Source organism: Shimia abyssi (assembly GCF_003014475.1).
In the GTDB taxonomy this organism is placed as follows: domain Bacteria; phylum Pseudomonadota; class Alphaproteobacteria; order Rhodobacterales; family Rhodobacteraceae; genus Shimia; species Shimia abyssi.
In genome coordinates this window covers 477,084-493,840 of the sequence record NZ_PYGJ01000001.1, presented here as the reverse complement: position 1 = coordinate 493,840, position 16,757 = coordinate 477,084, and the positions used below count along the sequence as shown (strand labels likewise).

19 protein-coding genes are annotated in these 16,757 nt (G+C 54.8%); 13 read left to right on the top strand and 6 right to left on the bottom strand.

All coding sequences use genetic code 11. The features are described 5' to 3' along the window. The first annotated feature begins 75 nt into the window (after positions 1–75). From CLV88_RS02405 to CLV88_RS02385, 5 genes are read left to right on the top strand one after another with little or no spacing between them, the layout of a single operon-like run. A complete protein-coding gene (locus tag CLV88_RS02405; protein ID WP_106606755.1) occupies positions 76–681 on the top strand; it encodes a VOC family protein in 606 nt (201 codons plus the stop codon). Then, complete coding sequence (locus CLV88_RS02400; RefSeq protein WP_106606754.1) at positions 678–1,151, top strand: GNAT family N-acetyltransferase; 474 nt, start codon at positions 678–680, stop codon at positions 1,149–1,151. Before CLV88_RS02405 ends, CLV88_RS02400 begins: the two co-directional genes overlap by 4 nt. Before the next feature lie 42 nt (positions 1,152–1,193). Continuing rightward, a complete protein-coding gene (locus CLV88_RS02395) occupies positions 1,194–1,871 on the top strand; it encodes a TerB family tellurite resistance protein (protein ID WP_106606753.1) in 678 nt (225 codons plus the stop codon). Continuing rightward, on the top strand, positions 1,871–2,893 hold the full coding sequence (locus tag CLV88_RS02390) for an endonuclease/exonuclease/phosphatase family protein (protein ID WP_106606752.1): 1,023 nt from the start codon (positions 1,871–1,873) through the stop codon (positions 2,891–2,893). The genes CLV88_RS02395 and CLV88_RS02390 overlap by 1 nt, the downstream gene beginning before the upstream one ends. A gap of 12 nt (positions 2,894–2,905) precedes the next feature. Next, entirely contained in the window at positions 2,906–3,259 is a 354-nt protein-coding gene (locus tag CLV88_RS02385) for a hypothetical protein (RefSeq protein WP_106606751.1), read from the top strand. A 68-nt stretch (positions 3,260–3,327) separates the two neighbouring features. Here CLV88_RS02385 and CLV88_RS02380 read toward each other — a convergent pair whose 3' ends face one another. From CLV88_RS02380 to CLV88_RS02365, 4 genes are all read right to left on the bottom strand, one after another. Beyond that, positions 3,328–4,872, bottom strand: coding sequence for a Ppx/GppA family phosphatase (locus CLV88_RS02380; RefSeq protein ID WP_106606750.1), 1,545 nt, complete (start codon positions 4,870–4,872; stop codon positions 3,328–3,330). A 52-nt stretch (positions 4,873–4,924) separates the two neighbouring features. After that, positions 4,925–7,099 (bottom strand): RNA degradosome polyphosphate kinase, encoded by a 2,175-nt coding sequence (locus CLV88_RS02375; protein ID WP_106607067.1) that lies wholly within the window; start codon positions 7,097–7,099, stop codon positions 4,925–4,927. 170 nt (positions 7,100–7,269) lie between these two features. Next, positions 7,270–7,935, bottom strand: coding sequence for an HdaA/DnaA family protein (locus CLV88_RS02370; RefSeq protein WP_106606749.1), 666 nt, complete (start codon positions 7,933–7,935; stop codon positions 7,270–7,272). 3 nt (positions 7,936–7,938) lie between these two features. Beyond that, positions 7,939–9,006, bottom strand: coding sequence for an AI-2E family transporter (locus CLV88_RS02365; protein ID WP_106606748.1), 1,068 nt, complete (start codon positions 9,004–9,006; stop codon positions 7,939–7,941). A gap of 916 nt (positions 9,007–9,922) precedes the next feature. Here CLV88_RS02365 and proS point away from each other — a divergent pair. The 3 genes from proS (at position 9,923) to CLV88_RS02350 (ending at position 13,483) form a co-directional block, all read left to right on the top strand. Further along, positions 9,923–11,260 carry a proline--tRNA ligase gene (proS, locus tag CLV88_RS02360; RefSeq protein ID WP_106606747.1) on the top strand — a complete coding sequence of 446 codons (1,338 nt, stop codon included), beginning with the start codon at positions 9,923–9,925 and terminating at the stop codon, positions 11,258–11,260. Between the two features lie 269 nt (positions 11,261–11,529). Continuing rightward, complete coding sequence (locus CLV88_RS02355) at positions 11,530–12,807, top strand: lipoprotein-releasing ABC transporter permease subunit (RefSeq protein WP_106606746.1); 1,278 nt, start codon at positions 11,530–11,532, stop codon at positions 12,805–12,807. Then, positions 12,800–13,483: an ABC transporter ATP-binding protein gene (locus CLV88_RS02350; protein ID WP_106606745.1), complete on the top strand. Its 684-nt coding sequence runs from the start codon at positions 12,800–12,802 to the stop codon at positions 13,481–13,483. The genes CLV88_RS02355 and CLV88_RS02350 overlap by 8 nt, the downstream gene beginning before the upstream one ends. On the opposite strand, the gene CLV88_RS02345 is transcribed toward CLV88_RS02350, so the two are convergent. Next, complete coding sequence (locus tag CLV88_RS02345; protein ID WP_106606744.1) at positions 13,480–13,926, bottom strand: DMT family transporter; 447 nt, start codon at positions 13,924–13,926, stop codon at positions 13,480–13,482. The genes CLV88_RS02350 and CLV88_RS02345 overlap by 4 nt on opposite strands. A 70-nt stretch (positions 13,927–13,996) precedes the next feature. On the opposite strand from CLV88_RS02345, the gene CLV88_RS22925 reads away from it, so the two are divergent. The 4 genes from CLV88_RS22925 to CLV88_RS02330 are packed head-to-tail and all read left to right on the top strand — an operon-like array spanning position 13,997 to position 15,322. After that, positions 13,997–14,215 carry a hypothetical protein gene (locus CLV88_RS22925; RefSeq protein ID WP_165798787.1) on the top strand — a complete coding sequence of 73 codons (219 nt, stop codon included), beginning with the start codon at positions 13,997–13,999 and terminating at the stop codon, positions 14,213–14,215. After that, positions 14,146–14,508 (top strand): c-type cytochrome, encoded by a 363-nt coding sequence (locus CLV88_RS02340; protein ID WP_106606743.1) that lies wholly within the window; start codon positions 14,146–14,148, stop codon positions 14,506–14,508. The genes CLV88_RS22925 and CLV88_RS02340 overlap by 70 nt, the downstream gene beginning before the upstream one ends. Positions 14,509–14,525: 17 nt before the next feature. Continuing rightward, entirely contained in the window at positions 14,526–14,921 is a 396-nt protein-coding gene (locus CLV88_RS02335; RefSeq protein WP_106607065.1) for a c-type cytochrome, read from the top strand. Then, a complete protein-coding gene (locus CLV88_RS02330) occupies positions 14,918–15,322 on the top strand; it encodes a c-type cytochrome (RefSeq protein ID WP_243403541.1) in 405 nt (134 codons plus the stop codon). Before CLV88_RS02335 ends, CLV88_RS02330 begins: the two co-directional genes overlap by 4 nt. Positions 15,323–15,528: 206 nt before the next feature. Here CLV88_RS02330 and CLV88_RS02325 read toward each other — a convergent pair whose 3' ends face one another. Then, entirely contained in the window at positions 15,529–16,242 is a 714-nt protein-coding gene (locus CLV88_RS02325) for a helix-turn-helix transcriptional regulator (protein WP_106606742.1), read from the bottom strand. 87 nt (positions 16,243–16,329) lie between these two features. Here CLV88_RS02325 and CLV88_RS02320 point away from each other — a divergent pair, with 87 nt between their 5' ends. Further along, complete coding sequence (locus CLV88_RS02320) at positions 16,330–16,725, top strand: RidA family protein (RefSeq protein WP_106606741.1); 396 nt, start codon at positions 16,330–16,332, stop codon at positions 16,723–16,725. The last annotated feature ends 32 nt before the right edge of the window (positions 16,726–16,757 follow it).

Sequence of the window (16,757 nt, the reverse complement as noted above, 5' to 3'; positions counted from 1 at the left end):
ATTGTTTAAGGTCCCCGTTCATGACGAGATGGGGTGGGACGCTGTTGTTTCAATACCAGAAAATGGGGATGTTGTGTGAAACTAGATCATCTGGCTGTCGCAGGGGAAACTTTGCCCGAAGCTGTCGACTATGTAGAGGAAGCATTGGGTGTTAAAATGCTTCCCGGTGGGCGACACGAACACTTTGGGACACATAACCAATTGCTTGGACTGGCGGATGGATTGTATCTGGAAGCTATCGCGATTGACCCGGTTGCGACTGCGCCGGATTATGCGCGCTGGTTTGATTTGGATCGGTTCTCAGGCTCAGCGCGACTTTGCAACTGGATTTGCAACGTGGAAGATCTGGACGAAACATTGGAGGGTTTAAAGCTCGACGCCGGGATCCCGGTTTCGCTCTCACGCGGAGAATTGCGCTGGCGCATGGCTGTTCCGCAGGATGGAGTTTTGCCATTTCATAACCTGTTTCCGGCATTGATCGAATGGAATGTAAAGGTGACACCGGCCGAGTTGCTGCCGCAATCGGGATGTTCCTTGCAGCGGCTGGAAATATTCCATCCCGAAGCAGACGTGTTGCACGCAGCGCTGCGCTTGGAGGATGCGAAAGTTGCATTCGCCTTGGGGCAAGCCGAGATCGTGGCAACCTTTGACACCCCACACGGCGTACGTGTGTTGCGATGAAAGTCAGAAACGCCACCATCAAAGATAGACAGGCAATCACCCAAATTTGGAATGCGGAAATCCGCAACGGAGTTAGCACGTTTACAACCGCCGAAAAGTCTATTGAGGCTGTAGGTGACGCAATCGAAAGAGACAATGTCGTTGTCGTTGAGCATGGCACCCACGTGGTTGGTTTTGGTGCGTTGAGCTCCTTTCGCACCGGGCCCGGCTATCGCCACACGATGGAACATTCGATATATCTTGATGCATCGTCGCAAGGTCGTGGTTGGGGTGGTGCCCTGCTGAAAGCACTTGAAAAGAAGGCCAAGCGCAAAGGGACGCGTGTTTTGGTGGCCGCCATATCGGGAGAGAATGCAGGTGCTGTGCAATTTCACTCTCGGCTTGGATACACCAAGGTCGCGGAAATGCCGGAAGTTGGGTATAAATTCGGACGTTGGCTGGATCTTGTCTTGATGCAAAAAATGCTGTGATGCGGCGATGACTTCTGCAGTTGCAAAGGCTAAGTTATAGGCATGTCGATCTGGACCCGCATATCTGATGCGCTATCAGCGCTTGCCAATGGCGAAAGCTTATCTGCAGTTTTTGAACGCCTGAGCGCCCCGCCTGAGAGGTCGGTGGCCTTTACAATCGCCGTGATTGGCTTAGGGGCCAAGATGGCCAAAGCAGACGGGCTGGTGACACGCGACGAGGTGACGGCCTTTCGCGAAGTGTTCCAAATTGCCCGCGAAGATGAGGCCCAGGCCGCGAGAGTGTTCAATCTGGCGCGGCAGGATGTGGCAGGCTTTGAGGAATACGCGCACAGAATCAAGGGGCTGTTCGGGCCAAGCAACAAAGGGTTCTGTGACCTCATGGAGGGGCTTTTCCATATTGCGGTGGCAGATGGCGAATATCATCCCAACGAGGACGCATATCTCGAACGGGTTGCAGAAATACTGGAAATGCCTGAGGCGGACTTTATGGCGATGCGGGCGCGATATGTACCGAACGCCGAGCCGGATCCATACAGCGTACTTGGTGTGGATCCGACGATGTCTGTGGCCGAAATACGTAAAGAGTGGCGCAAACTTGTCCGCGAAACTCACCCCGACAGCATGATCGCCCGCGGTGTTCCCGAAGAGGCGATCAAAATCGCGGAAAAGCGTATGATCGATATCAACCGGGCTTGGGACCAGATCAACGAGGCGGCGTGATGCGGATCGCCACGTATAACGTGGAATGGTTCAATTCGCTGTTTGATGATCAAGGCCAATTGCAGGTCGACGACGGCTGGTCCGGGCGCCACGACGTAACGCGTGCGCAACAGATCGAAGCACTCGGTGTCGTTTTTACAGCCTTGGACGCTGATGCAATCATGGTGATCGAAGCCCCGGATCACAGCGGACGGCGTGATGCTGTTGCCGCACTCGAGGGATTTGCGAAGGCATTTCAATTCAGGGCGAACAAGGCTGTCATGGGGTTCGCCAATGATACCCAGCAAGAAATCGTGTGTCTGTTCGATCCCTTGCAGTTGTCTGTCGAGCACGATCCAAAAGGGGATGAAACTGGCAAAAAGGGCGCGCGCTCTGCACCGCGCTTTGATGGCGTGTTCCGCATTGACCTGGATATCGACGCAACCGAGGATTTGGTGCGCTTCTCTAAGCCGCCGTTAGAATTGAAGGTCACGACGGCCAGAGGAACCAAGTTGCGCATGATTGGTGCACATCTGAAGTCCAAAGCGCCGCATGGGGCCCGAAACCGGGATCAGGTCATGCGGCTTAGCATTGCCAATCGCCGAAAACAGTTGGCTCAGGCCATCTGGCTGCGAGCTCGGATTGACGGGCACGCACGAGCAGGTGAGCCGATCATGGTTTTGGGCGACCTGAATGACGGGCCCGGACTTGACGAGTATGAGGATCTATTCGGGCGCAGCTCTGTTGAGATTATTCTTGGCGAAGGCGAGGGTGCTCTGTTCGATCCACATGCACGGATGGCTTTGACGCGCAGGCTTGGCGCTGTGCCCACGTCTGCTCGGTTCTATCAGTCCAGAAAGAGGCGCTATTTGCAGGCGCTATTGGACTATGTGATGATCTCACAGGATTTACGGGCGAATGCGGTTGAATGGCGTATCTGGCACCCATTTGATGATCACGAGTGTTGGAAGATACCTGAACTGCGCGAGGCACTGTTGACGGCTTCTGATCACTTTCCGGTGGTGCTTGATATTGATATCTGAGGGGTTTTTCGAATGCGAGTGACATTTTTTGCGACATGCGCCGCACTTATGCTGCCTCCTTCTGGACAAGCCGAAGACGCAGACGGCGTTGACCTGATGGAAGAGGGCGCGCGGCTATTCCTTGAGGGCTTGCAGCAGCAAATGGCGCCTGCGCTGGAAGGGTTGCAAGAGTTCGCCGGTAAGGTAGGGCCGCAAATGCAAACGTTCCTGAGTGAAATGGGGCCAGCCTTAAGTGAACTGATGGACGAAGTAGAGGATTGGAACGCCTATCATCCTCCGGAAATGCTGCCAAATGGTGACATCATCTTTCGTCGAAAATTATCCGAGGAACACGATCCGCCGATAGAAGGCGAAACTGATTTGTAGATCCATCTCGTGTAATGGGTCACTGTGAACGTGGCGTTGGATTTAATATTGCACATTCGTTCGGCGTATCATTTGCGCGCAATTTTTATGTGTGTGGTGGCGTCAAGCGAACGCGCCAACGATTGAAGCCTCGCTTGTGCGACTTCACCTAAGAGCGGCTCAGCACTTGCAGCTAGTTTTAGATGCAACTCTCGTTTCTTGGGGTGCCACTTTAGCGTGCCAATTTCAGATGTGTTCTGCATCCAGAGCATCGCGCCAAAGCGCATTGCCTTGCCTAAGACTTCCGCTTGATGAAGCTGCTTCTCATCCAAAAGTTCGTAGAGGCCTTCAAATCCCGTGCCTTCGCGTTTGTTCCGATAGCGATGCAAAAGCGCAAGACCAAGGAAGATGCGTTCCGCGTGTTTTAATCCGCCCAAATTCGCGCGCGTGGCATAGTCAAAACATGTTTGTGCACGATAGTCCGGGTGCGCGCGCCAGCTTACGTCATGCAATAAGCACGCTGCTTTGATCAGGCGGCGCCGGTCTGGATGGGCCGATCGAAACAATGGTTGGATAAAGTTAAAGAGGAGCTTACCAAACCCCGGCATACGAGCATCTTTGACTTCGGCAAAGCGGCACGCCTCGATAAGTGGATCTCGATCGCGCAGCCGTTTGGGCATCTGCTCATAGAGCATACCCTCTCTGATACCATAGCTCGAAACAGCGATATCATATGGCTTGAAACGGCGAACGACACCTTTCAGCACTTCGATAGCGAGTGGGACAAGGTCCATCCGGCTGGAAGAGATGCCACAACGCTGGCGCAGGTCTTCTAAATCATTATCCGCGATGAATTTGGCCGTTGCGCGCACAGACACGCCGCTCATTCGGTACTCGTGCAAAACATGCAGCGGGTACCCACGGCGCTCCATGTCGATCCGCGCAATCGCGCGCCACGAACCGCCGACAAGGAACAGGCGGTCGCGCTGCTTGCCCATTTCGGAGTAAAGCGCATCAAGTGTTTCATCAATAAAGGCTTTTCGCCCCTTTTTGCCGCCTCGTATATCGCGCAGCTTTAGCGGTCCAAGTGACGACGTAACGCGACGCCCCACCTCGCCATCGTTGATTTCGGCCAGTTCCATTGAGGAACCACCTATGTCGCAAATGAGACCGTAAGATCCTGGCCATCCAAGCAGAACACCCTGAGCCGAGAGCCGTGCTTCTTCGGCCCCGTCGATCACGTGAATGTCGACCCCGGTTTTTTTCAAAACGTCGGCGCAGAATGCTGGTCCGTCCGAAGCCTCTCTCACAGCGGCAGTGGCAACCGCCGTCAATCCGTCCAGCCCCATTCCTTCGGCCAGCAATTGGAAACGATGGATAGCCGCCAGTGCGCGCTTTCGCCCTTGTGGATTCAGGTGCCCGGTTTCGGAAAGTCCAGCGCCAAGGGCACACATGATCTTTTCGTTGTAGAAATAGGCAGGGCTGCGCGCAGCGCCATCAAAGACGACAAGCCGGACCGAATTCGATCCAACGTCAACGACACCGACACGCGACAGCGCGCGCGCGGCAGGGTCATTGAACAACGGACGTCCAAACGGACCCCAGTCAGTTGCCGGTTCAGAAGTGCCGTCCATGTCTTGCCCCAAGTTCGTGTGCAACCCAATGTGTCGCAAGCTGTCGGTTGCGTCAATCTTCGGTGTGGGTCAATTTGGGGACATCCGATGCACCTGCAGAACCTCGTCCAGATAGGGAAGGGTTCTCCATAAAGAACCTGTGGCAATTGAACGCAAATTCGCCCTCGGGCACTGACGCACGATCAAAAGAGCCGTCCGCATTCATGACCCAGCTTTGTGCGACGTCGGCCATGTTGGCAGCCATTACCTGGCTTACAATCTGGGCTTTGACGGTCGCATTGCGGATCTCTATCAGCGTTTCCACACGGCGGTTAAGGTTGCGCCCCATCCAGTCCGCCGACGAAATGTAGACTTTCGCTTTCTTGGAGGGCAATCCCGCGCCATTGCCAAAACACACAATGCGTGAGTGTTCCAGAAACCGCCCGACAATTGATTTCACTCGGATATTTTCGCTCAGCCCTTTTATTCCGGGGCGCAGTCCGCATATCCCGCGAATCACAAGGCTGATCTTCACGCCTGCTTGACTTGCCCGATAGAGGGCGTCGATCACCTCGGGTTCGATCAGCGAGTTCATTTTCGCCCAGATCGCCGCAGGCTTCCCGGCTTTCGCGTGCTCAGCCTCTTTGGCGATCATCTCTATCAGACGTGCTTTCAAGGAGATTGGAGAGATCGCCAGATTGTCCAGTTTTTCAGGTTCAACATAACCTGAGAGATAATTGAACACTTTAGTTGCGTCGCGCCCCAAGTTGACGTCGCAAGTGAAGAAGCTGAGATCGGTGTAAATTTTGGCCGTAATGGGGTGATAATTGCCAGTCCCGTAATGCGTGTAGGTAACGAGTTGATCGCCTTCGCGGCGCACAACCGTTGATATTTTGGCGTGGGTTTTGAGGTCCAGAAAGCCATACACTACGTGCGCGCCTGCTCGTTCAAGGCGACGCGATTGGCGAATATTCGCAGCCTCGTCAAAGCGTGCTTTAAGTTCAACAAGTGCGGTGACAGATTTTCCGTCTTCAGCCGCTTCGCACAGCGCCTCGACAATGGGCGAATTTTTGGATGTGCGATAAAGCGTCTGTTTGATCGCAACCACGTTTGGATCGCGCGCCGCCTGGTGTAGAAACCGCATGACCATGTCGAAGGTTTCGTAGGGGTGATGCAAAAGCATGTCTTTTTGGCGGATGGCCGCGAACATGTCGCCGTCATGATCTTGAACACGTTCGGGAACACGCGGTGTAAAGGCCGGCCATAACTGGTCTGGGCGTTCCTCAAGGACAAGCTCTTTAAGGTCTGCGAGGCCGATCATGCCGTCTATCTCCACGACCTCATCGCCACGCACATGCAATTCGTTCATGATCAGCGTTTTCAAGCCTTTAGGCGCATCGGTAGAAATTTTCATGCGCACAACTTCACCGCGACGACGGCGCTTGAGAGCCACTTCAAATTCGCGCACCAGGTCTTCGGCTTCGTCCTCGACTTCTAGGTCGCTGTCACGCAGTACGCGGAATGCGCAATGCCCTTTGGCTTTGTATCCGGGGAACAAGCTGTCGAGATGCAATAGCAGCAGCTCTTCTAGCGGCAATACGCGCGTACTTCCCTCATCAGAGGGCAAAAAGATGAAACGATCGATCTGATGAGGGATCGGCAAGAGTGCATTAAGAGCGCGTTTGTCTCTGTTGCGCTCCAGTGCCAACGCCAATGTATAACCCGTGTTCGGAATGAAAGGAAAAGGGTGCGCAGGATCAATCGCCAGCGGCGACAACACCGGGAAAACCTTGTTCAAAAACACCCCGGCCAAGTGTGACTTGTCTTCGTCTGTCAACGACTTGTGATCCAGAATGAGAATGTTTTCCGCTTCCATCTTGGCACGCAGCCCAATGAACATACGCTGTTGTTCCTGAAGCAAAGTGCGCGCGTCTTCGTTGATCAAAACCAACTGCTCCGCTGCCGTAAGTCCATCCTGAGCAGGCGTGCTGTTATTCTCGCGCACCAGTTCGCGTAAACCTGCCACGCGGACGGTGTAAAACTCATCCAGATTTGTGGCTGAAATCGACAGGAATCGCAGGCGTTCAAGCAATGGCACGCGCGGGTTTTTGGTTTCTTCCAAAACCCGCCAGTTAAAACTTAGCCAACTCAGTTCACGGTTATAAAACCGACCTGGACCAGACAGGTCCACATCGGGCAATTCGACGGGGGCGGGGAAATCAGATTTGAGAAAGTCAGATTGTGTCATGAAATGGCCAATATAGGAATTGGGTAACGGAAACATAACACTAGGCGGGAACGGGCAGGCCGTCCAGCAGGTCGGTGGCACGTGGCCCAGTTTGCCTAAAGGTCGATCACTTGATTGATCGCATTATCAGTGCGGAATGAATGTGTTGGACGAGAATGCCGAGCCTTGATTTAGGACACTAGGACACGTTTCGCCAATGCGCGCGTGATTGGGCGTTTCTCGCTCAATGAAAGTTGGTCAAGCGCCATCACAATCCGCGTCGCATCGGCAAAAGAACGGTCCATGTGCTTGATCAGATAAGAAATTGTATCCGGGCTGGGTGCGAGCTGGCGGTCGGAAAACTGCTTAGCCATGACCGCCATAAGCAACATGTCGTCAGGCTGTTCCAGAGCGACCACGGTGGTGCCTTGCATTCGGCTCATAAGGTCCGGCAGAGTTAATCCCCAGTGCTTGGGCTCTCCTGAACCCGTTAACAAAAGGCTTTGGCCCTCTGCCAAAGTGAGATTGTGCAAGTGGAACAGCGCGGTTTGGGCTTCGGCATCCTTGGCGATCGCTGGGATATCCTCAACCGCCACGGGCTTGCGCGCGAGAGTTGGTATGTCAGCCGAATGCAGATCCTGAGCCGACAAGATATGCGCCCCTGACAACGCTGCCCACACATGTGTTAGGTGAGTCTTTCCAGCGCCTGAGGGGCCCGAGAGGATCAGTTTGCCGCTGGGCCAGTTTGGCCAGCTTTCCACCAAACCCAACGCCAAAGCATTGGCCGGGCTAACAAAAAAGTCATCCCGCGCCAGTGCTGCACGTACTGGCAAATCAAAAGGAAGTTGCTCAGCCATGGCTCAGTCGTCTTCGTCCATGCTCAGGCCCAAATAGAGCCGCGATGACATATATTGCCCGGTTCCGAAACGCGCCAAAACACCAATCGCGGCGGCAACCGGAACAGCAACCAGCATCCCCACAAAGCCGAACAGCGCTCCAAAAACGGACAATGCAATCAACAGCCAAACAGGGTGCAGGCCGACAGAGCTTCCGACAAGCTTGGGCGTTAAAAAGTTGCCTTCAACCACTTGGCCAATAGCAAACACACCTGCGACCAGCCCAATTGACACCCAGTCGCCCCAAAATTGAAATAGCGCCAATCCAATGGCCAATGCACCACCAATAAGCGCACCAAGATAAGGAATAAATGTCACCATGCCAGCAATGGCACCAACAACCAGACCGAACTGCAGCCCGACAAGCATGAGCGCGATGGCGTAGTAGGTTCCAAGTATCAGGCATACAGTACCCATGCCACGTACAAATGATGCCAGAGTATTGTCCACCTCTGCCGCCAGTCTACGAATAACTGGCAGGTGATCACGTGGCAAAAGCTTGTCTACTTCGGCCACCATGCGATCCCAGTCGAGTAGCAAATAAAAGGCCACCACCGGCACAATGACCAACAGCATGACAATGTTGATCACCGAAAGCGCAGAGGTAAGAACCGTCTGAAACAATTCGCCACCACGTTCCTTGATCGCCTCGCCAAGGGAGACAAGGGATTGATGCATCACGGAATCCGGACGCGAGAGTGATGGGAAATTTGTGGAGATAAAGGCCTGAAGATCGCGAAAAAGCTGTGGCATCGTATCAAACAGTGCTGCCGCCTGATGGATCAAAGTGGGAACAACCGCAAGCGCGCCGATGACAAAAGTCAACACCCCGACCAGCGTAATGATGACCGTCGCGGTAACGCGCTTAAAGCCCATACCTTCTAACCGGTCAGCCACCGGATCGAGAAAATACGCAATTGCGCCACCCAGAATGAAAGGTAGTAAGATATTGCCCAGAAACCAAAGGGCGGCAAAAATTATGATAGCTGCCAAACCCCAGTACCTGAGCTGGTCGCGAACGGGCAGTGCCATAGTGCGTCTCCTGAATCACTGTCCAAGAGATTGACTAATCCGAAGCGGGTTGCAAGGGCAGGCGGGTTAAAGGAGGCCACTGGAAGCGGCGCGAGCTTGCAAACACTCGACGATATGCCAGCTTTGCGAAGGCCATTTGCTTGGGTTACCAAAACCGGGAGTTTTCCGGAGCGACCTCGACGTGGTGGCGCCCAACCTTTCGCGGCGCGACAACAAATCGGTTTCTCAAACGTCCTCGGCTTAAGCCGGCTGGGCTAAGGGCGTTATTGCATAGGCTTGGATGGCATTTGAGTGCGCCAATTTTTGCGCAAACGTGGTTCTGCTTCAGGCTTGGAATTGCGGCCTAAGGGTACCATCAAGCAGTTTCACATCAGCCAGTTGGCTTTGCCTTTCGGGCGACTGCGGCCCACAGGGCGCCAACGCGAAACCCTCGAGCGGACGGCAGAAGGAATGCCGGTTTCGAACATTTGCGTTCTTTGGGGGTTGCGATGCGGTGACTTGGACAAGCACGTAAAACGTCTCGTAAACTGCTTGAAGTCGAAAGTAGAGCGCGTGCGATCGCGTCGCTAAAGGTTCTCAATCATTGGCTCGTTCAGTCCAGAGAATAGGCGATAGAGCGTCCATTCTGGGGGCGCGAAAATCCGCGGTTTTCGTGCAGATTGATTACTTGCTTCGAAGAAATGTTCCGTGAGCCAAGATCGCAGGAGTAACTTTGACTTTGACTTTGGTGCGGTGCAGCCAATTGAACCGTCTGAACTCTACCTCATTTGCGCTGTCGTTGACTGCCCCAAGTGTGAGGCGGCGGCGTATAAAACAACAATCAAATCAGATGCGACCAGCGAGACGCCCTTGTGTGCCACAGAACAAAGCCATAAACGACTTTTGCAACGCCGCCAATTTGTCGCAAGGAGCCATCATGCGCTTGTCCCGTTATTTCCTGCCCGTTCTCAAGGAAACGCCTTCTGAGGCTCAAATCGTCAGCCACCGTTACATGCTGCGTGCAGGCATGATCAAGCAAGCGAGCGCCGGAATTTACTCTTGGCTGCCGATGGGCTTCAAGGTGCTCCGCAAGTTGGAAAATATCGTCCACGAAGAACAGATGCGTGCCGGGCATATTCCAATGCTGATGCCCACGATGCAATCAGCAGACCTTTGGCGCGAAAGCGGTCGCTATGATGGGTATGGCGAAGAGATGCTGCGTGTGCAGGACCGTCACGGACGGGACATGTTGTTTTCGCCAACCGCCGAAGAAATGTTCACTGACGTTTTCCGCAGCCATGTCAAGAGCTATAAGGACTTGCCGCTAACTCTGTATCAAATTCAGTGGAAATTTCGCGATGAAATTCGTCCCCGTTTCGGTGTGATGCGTGGGCGTGAGTTTTACATGAAGGACGGATATAACTTTGATCTGACAAAAGAGGATGCGTTGCACGCTTATAACCGTCATCTTGTCAGCTATCTCCGCACCTATGAGCGCATGGGTCTTCAAGCCATCCCAATGCGCGCGGATTCTGGCCCAATCGGCGGGGATTACACGCATGAATTCCTTGTGCTGGCAGAGACCGGCGAGTCCGAAGTGTTCTATGACAGCGAAATTACCGAACTGAAATTTGGTGATCGCGAGATTGATTTCGATAACGTCGCGCAATGTCAGGCGGTTATGGATGAGTTCACCAGCCGCTACGCACGCACGGATGAAACCCATGATAAAGCCCTGTTTGACCAGGTGCCCGAAGATCGCCGCCGCGTGGCACGCGGGATCGAAGTTGGACAGATTTTCTATTTCGGCACACAGTATTCTGACGCATTGGGGGCAACAGTGCAGACACCTGAGGGCGGTTCTGTTCCTGTGCACATGGGAAGCCACGGTATTGGTGTGTCACGCCTGCTTGGTGCGATCATCGAAGCAAGCCATGACGAAAAGGGTATTATTTGGCCGGAGGGCGTGACACCGTTCCATTGCGGTATTGTGAACCTGAAACAGGGCGACGAAGCGGCGGATGGGGCGTGTGACGCGCTTTACAAATCTCTGGTCGCACTGGGACTTGAACCTCTTTACGATGACCGCAAAGAGCGTGCAGGTGGAAAATTCGCGACAATGGATCTGATCGGGCTGCCTTGGCGGATCACCGTCGGGCCACGGGGGTTAAAAAACGGCGTTGTCGAGCTGACATGCCGTCGTACTGGTGAAAGCGAAGAGTTGCCGCCAGAGCAGGCCGTCGAAAAAATCGCGAAGATCTACGCCGGTTTGTAAAAGGTGCGCCTTTGGCGCGCAGTTTGTCCCGGCCCCTGTGGGGCCGGCGGTTTGATGCGGTGAAACGACTGACAAGACTTGACTGATATCGTGGATGTTAGTTTTCACGTTGATTTTTGGCATTTCTCACCTCGACGGTGAAGGTGGCAACATGAGCTGGCCTCGGGTCTCAACAGAACGGCAGTATCGGGAGTTTGCGCTGTTTGAGTTGCCCTTGACCCGATAGTGGTGCACGCCTACGGTCGCCGCCAATAATAACCGGAGCAAACATGACCCCCCCTTTTGCCGCATTCGAGTGGATGATTGCCTGGCGCTATTTACGTGCGCGCAAAGCCGAAGGTGGCGTCAGCGTGATGACCTGGATCAGCCTCGTTGGCATTACGCTGGCGGTTTTTGCGCTGATCGCGACCCTTGCGGTGCGCTCTGGTTTTCGGGCTGAGTTCGTAGACACTATTCTAGGGGCGAACGCTCATGTCACGATCTATCAAACCGGCGTTGTGGCCGAGAATGGCAAGCTCGACCGGACCATTCATGACTATGAAGCAATGGCGGAAAGGCTGCGCAACGTACCCGGTGTGACCCGCGCAGCACCTTTGGTCAAAGGGCAGGTTATGGCGAATATGCGCAGCCGTAACGCTGGTGTAGAAGTCTTTGGAATCCGGCATGAAAACCTTTTGCAACTGCCGCGCATTGCGGATCCTGAAACGGGCGAAGGTGATATCAACCGGTTTAACGAGGGTATCGCCATTGGATCCGGAGTCGCCCGCGAATTGGGTGCATCGGTGGGAGATAGGATCAAGATCATTTCTCCAAACGGCGTTAGAACCGCGTTTGGGACGTCTCCGCGTGTAAATGCATATGAGGTCGTCTATATTTTCTCGGCTGGGCGGTATGATATTGATCGAACACGGGTCTATCTGCCATTTGCTGAGGCGCAATCCTTCTTTAATCGCGACGGGGTAGCGGACGAAATTGAAGTGATGGTTGATCAAGCTGAGCAGGTCAACTCAATGGCCGTTCCGTTGATGCAGGCAGGAGGGGATCGTGTGCTGGTCTGGACATGGGAGGATGCTTCAGGCGGGTTTTTGCGCGCTTTGGAGGTCGAGGATAATGTGATGTTCATCATCCTGTCGATCCTCGTATTGATTGCCGCCATGAATATTGTGTCCGGTCTGATAATGTTGGTTAAGAACAAGGGGCGAGACATTGGCATCTTGCGGACGATGGGGTTGACCGAGGGATCTGTCCTGCGAATTTTCTTTATATGCGGAGCCTTTACCGGCCTCATTGGAACCATTCTCGGCGTGACGCTCGGATGTCTTTGTGCGATCTATATTGATCCAGTGTTCGGATTTGTAAATATGATCATGGGCGGCGGAACGTGGGATCCAGCCATTCGGGGAATTTATCATTTGCCAGCCAGACTTGAACTGATGGACGTCTTGAGCGCCGTCGGCCTGTCACTTGGCTTGTCATTTGTCGTCACCATCTTTCCTGCACGCCGCGCGGCGCGCATGAACCCGGTCGAGGCGTTGCGCTATGAGTGATGTTGTGCTTGAGCTAAAGGCTATTACAAAAAAGTATAACAAAGGTTTACCCGGCGAAGTGGATGTGTTGCGCGGCGTGGATTTGTCATTGAATGCTGGCGAAATGGTTGCGCTTGTTGCGCCGTCGGGGGCTGGAAAGTCAACGCTACTTCATATTGCGGGGTTGCTGGACAAGCCGGATGGCGGCGATGTCGAGATCGGTGGCGAAGTGTTGAGTGGCCGCTCTGACAGACGGCGCACCGCAGCCCGGCGGCGCGATGTCGGATTTGTCTATCAGTTCCATCACTTGCTGCCCGAGTTTAACGCACAGGAAAACGTTGTTCTGCCTCAGTTGGCCAACGGAGTCGGGCGGGAAGAAGCGGACGCGCGGGCCATGGCATTGCTGGGCCAGGTCGGAGTGGCGGAGCGCGCTGGGCACAGACCAGCGGCCTTGTCTGGTGGCGAGCAGCAGCGGGTCGCTTTTTGTCGAGCTTTGGCGAATAAGCCTCGGATTTTGTTGGCAGATGAACCGACCGGCAACCTTGATCCGGGGACGTCGGACCAGGTGTTTGCAGCGCTGGTGGATTTGGTGCGCGGTACTGGCCTCTCTGCGTTGATCGCGACGCACAACATGGAACTTGCGGCGCGTATGGATCGTGTTTTGCGGCTTGAAAATGGCTTGCTTGTGCCGGACTAACCTGCCTGTGTGAGCCAAACCCCTGCGGCCATCATGGCGATGCCACCGGCACGAGACAGGGACAGCGGCGACATTTGTGCGCCAAAGAGGCCGAAATGATCGATGGCCGCCGCCGAGATAAGTTGGCCAAGAAGCACGAAAAATACAGCGTTTCCAACACCAAAGCGGGGAGCGACCCACGTTATCGACAGCACATAAAACGCCACCAACGCGCCCGCCAGAAACAGGTGTTTGGGCGCGGATGCGGCGGCGGTGACGCGTGGTAGCTGGCCGGTCAGAGAGGCAACTACAACTGCGCAGAAAAAGGCGACTGTGAAGAGAATAACGCTTGCCGCGAAGGGAGCACCTATGCGCTGGCCGAGGGCCGCGTTTAGAGCTGCGAGCATAGGGATTCCGATCCCGGCAACCAACATTGTGAGCGCGTAAGCAGCTGTAGAGTGCATCTGTAAGATCCTGTTATCCTGAGACTAAGTCTATCGTGTGGGAAACGTCTGCGGCTTGTCTGGTGGTGGCATGAAAGTGGTCACGTTTGGCTCTGGCATGGTTTCTGAGCAGAGCATGGCGAGGGTTTTGGGATATGTCACGCGATATGATCAGGGTCAAAGTCGCGAAGGGCTGGTCATGGCACAGTTGGGCGGCGAGGACGTGAAGGAGGCGGAGTTATGCGAGGCGCAACGAGAGTGGTTTTACCGTGGGTTTGTGTGGCCGGTGTACTGGTCAGCTGCGGGCTGACATTGGCGGACGGCAAGAGCACATATGAAGAAAACTGTCAACAATGCCATGGAGTTACTGGGATGGGGGATGGTCCGTTTGCCGAAAATTTGTTTGGGCCGCCTTCAGATTTGACAGTGCTGGCAAGGAACAATGGCGGAGCTTTTCCGGCGCAGTACGTGACGGATGTGGTGGACGGGCACGCGCGATCGGATGCGTTCAGTGCGGCGATGCCTGAGTTTGCACAGACTTTGGGGGGCGAGGAGCTGAGGCTCGGGCCGTTGGTGGATTATGTTGAAAGTTTGCAGCGTTGATGGGAGGAGATGATGTGATGAAGGGTTTGGCTTTATCTTTTGTAATCATGGTTTTACCTGGGGCTTTGTACGCGGCGGATGCCATAGAGGGGGCGGCGATTTATCGGAACCATTGTGCAGCGTGCCATGGGGTTGAGCTGACTGGACAAGGGCCAATGGCGGGCGTTATGGTGGTCAAACCGGTAGATTTGACGGTGCTAAGTGATGAAAACAATGGGGAATTTCCGTTGGTTCGGGTGATCAAACGTATCGATGGGCGCGATCCCTTGGTGAGTCACGGCAGTCCGATGCCGGTTTATGGCGACTTTTTCGAGGGGATCGATGTTGCGCTTAAGGCCCCGAGTGGTCAGCCGATTATGACATCACAACCGGTGGCGGACCTCGTAGAATACCTCAAGGAGTCGCAGAAGTGAGAAACCTTTTGTTGGGTCTGGGTGCGGTCGCTGTGATCGTAGCTTGTTCAGAGCCTGAAATGCCGGAAGCCCCTGAAGGAAAAGCAATTTTTGATGAAAATTGCGCGTTGTGTCATGGCGCGGACGGGCGCGGGAACGGGGCGATTTCAGCGGGGTTGGACCCGGCGCCAAGTGATCTGACGACGATCTCTCGGCGGGCCGGAGGGGCGTTTCCAGTGACCGTGGTGCTGAGCCAGATCGACGGGTATAGCCGTGATCCTGTGGACGGTGTGGAAATGCCAGAGTTTGGTGCTTTGCTGGAGGGGGATCTGGTGCCTGTGCAGACGGATGACGGTGTGTTTACACCCACGCCACGCCCGTTGGCGGCGCTTTTGGCCTATTTGGAGAGCATCCAGCGATAGCATCGTACCGCATGGTTAAAGGGGCGAAATCGGCTGAAAATGCGACGTCGGTAAAACGTCGGTATTCTGTCGGTATAGCGTCGGTGTGGAAACTTGGGGCTAGCGAATTGCCCGAAATTGCTAATGTGGCGCGCGTTGCCTGATCAGCGGATAGTATTATTTTAACAAATCGTTGCGGGGCGTACTGGATGTGAAGCAAGCACGCGTCAGAGGTCGTTGTAAGGACAGACGTCATCTTCGAACGGGACATGGCGACGCGGGAACGACGTGCCAGTGATGCATTCGGGCGCGTTGATCCGGTCCATTCGGAAATGGCGAAAATCGTGGCGCGTTGGATCCCATGCAACGAGATACCAGAGCGGCGGCAGGATTAGCATGGCCTGAGGCTCAACTGTGCGGTTCGTGTGCTGGCCTTTTGCGTCGCGGTAACTAAAACGCAAGTGCAGGTTTTGGAGAAACGCCGCCTCGAATGCGGGCAGCAGGGCGGCGTCCATGGTGCCCATGTCCGAAAGATCCTGTTGCGGTGAGAGCTGGCCGACATGCAGGCAATTGAGAAGGCGGCGCAGATCGCGCACCTTGTCGGTGGGCAGTGCCTTTTCGATCTTGGCAAGACCTGCATCGGCGAGGTTTGAAAATGGTAAGCTACGAGTGGCGCGCATGGCGGCGACGCTGATCAGCAGGGCAAAGACCTCGGGCACCGAAAGTCGTGCGGTGGTTTGGATCGAGGACGGGTCCAGTTGGATTCCGCCGCCGCGCCCCGGTTCGGAGTGGATAACAAACCCCTGATCCCGCAGCGCGCCGATGTCGCGCAGAATCGTGCGCCGGGATGCGCCAACCTCTTGGGCGAGGGTGTCGACGGTGGAAGTGCCGCTGCGGCGCAGGCTACGGATCAGGGTATCTTGGCGGCGTTGAACAGTCATTTTGTCAGTCTAGCATATATGGTGCCAGTTTTTGGCACCTTTTCACTTTAGTCAGGGGACAGTGATTGCAAACAGGAGAAAGTGACAATGGAACGCTTAGCAGTGAACCCGTGGGATTGGTCGGTGAAGCTTGGGTATCATCAGGCCGAAGTGATTGAAGGCGCGCGTTGCCAGGTGATGTGTGCAGGGCAAACGGCGGTGGACGGCACCGGTGCGCCGCAGCACATGGGCGACATGCGCGGGCAGATTGGTTTGGCGCTGGACAATCTGGAGGCAGTGCTGGCCGGGGCAGGCATGGGGCTGGGCGATATTGTGCGGCTGGGAATTTTTGCGACAGATGTGGACGCGGCGTTGCAGCACTTTGATCTGTTGGGGCGGCGGTTTGGCGCGGTAGACAATAGACCGCCGATGACCTTACTCGGGGTGACACGGTTGGCTGTGCCGGGCTTGATGTTTGAGATTGAGGCCACGGCGATGCAGTAGCCATCATTCGACGCAGGATCCAAAGGCAACGC

Bases quoted from the DNA above. Each gene is read 5' to 3' on its own strand.
- CLV88_RS02390 (WP_106606752.1), top strand. From the start codon at position 1,871: ATGCGGATCGCCACGTATAACGTGGAATGGTTCAATTCGCTGTTTGAT.
- CLV88_RS22925 (WP_165798787.1), top strand. From the start codon at position 13,997: ATGAAAGTGGTCACGTTTGGCTCTGGCATGGTTTCTGAGCAGAGCATG.
- CLV88_RS02340 (WP_106606743.1), top strand. From the start codon at position 14,146: ATGCGAGGCGCAACGAGAGTGGTTTTACCGTGGGTTTGTGTGGCCGGT.
- CLV88_RS02365 (WP_106606748.1), bottom strand. From the start codon at position 9,006: ATGGCACTGCCCGTTCGCGACCAGCTCAGGTACTGGGGTTTGGCAGCT.
- CLV88_RS02385 (WP_106606751.1), top strand. From the start codon at position 2,906: ATGCGAGTGACATTTTTTGCGACATGCGCCGCACTTATGCTGCCTCCT.
- CLV88_RS02395 (WP_106606753.1), top strand. From the start codon at position 1,194: ATGTCGATCTGGACCCGCATATCTGATGCGCTATCAGCGCTTGCCAAT.
- CLV88_RS02350 (WP_106606745.1), top strand. From the start codon at position 12,800: ATGAGTGATGTTGTGCTTGAGCTAAAGGCTATTACAAAAAAGTATAAC.
- CLV88_RS02355 (WP_106606746.1), top strand. From the start codon at position 11,530: ATGACCCCCCCTTTTGCCGCATTCGAGTGGATGATTGCCTGGCGCTAT.
- proS (WP_106606747.1), top strand. From the start codon at position 9,923: ATGCGCTTGTCCCGTTATTTCCTGCCCGTTCTCAAGGAAACGCCTTCT.
- CLV88_RS02370 (WP_106606749.1), bottom strand. From the start codon at position 7,935: ATGGCTGAGCAACTTCCTTTTGATTTGCCAGTACGTGCAGCACTGGCG.
- CLV88_RS02345 (WP_106606744.1), bottom strand. From the start codon at position 13,926: ATGCACTCTACAGCTGCTTACGCGCTCACAATGTTGGTTGCCGGGATC.
- CLV88_RS02380 (WP_106606750.1), bottom strand. From the start codon at position 4,872: ATGGACGGCACTTCTGAACCGGCAACTGACTGGGGTCCGTTTGGACGT.
- CLV88_RS02375 (WP_106607067.1), bottom strand. From the start codon at position 7,099: ATGACACAATCTGACTTTCTCAAATCTGATTTCCCCGCCCCCGTCGAA.
- CLV88_RS02335 (WP_106607065.1), top strand. From the start codon at position 14,526: ATGAAGGGTTTGGCTTTATCTTTTGTAATCATGGTTTTACCTGGGGCT.
- CLV88_RS02325 (WP_106606742.1), bottom strand. From the start codon at position 16,242: ATGACTGTTCAACGCCGCCAAGATACCCTGATCCGTAGCCTGCGCCGC.
- CLV88_RS02320 (WP_106606741.1), top strand. From the start codon at position 16,330: ATGGAACGCTTAGCAGTGAACCCGTGGGATTGGTCGGTGAAGCTTGGG.
- CLV88_RS02400 (WP_106606754.1), top strand. From the start codon at position 678: ATGAAAGTCAGAAACGCCACCATCAAAGATAGACAGGCAATCACCCAA.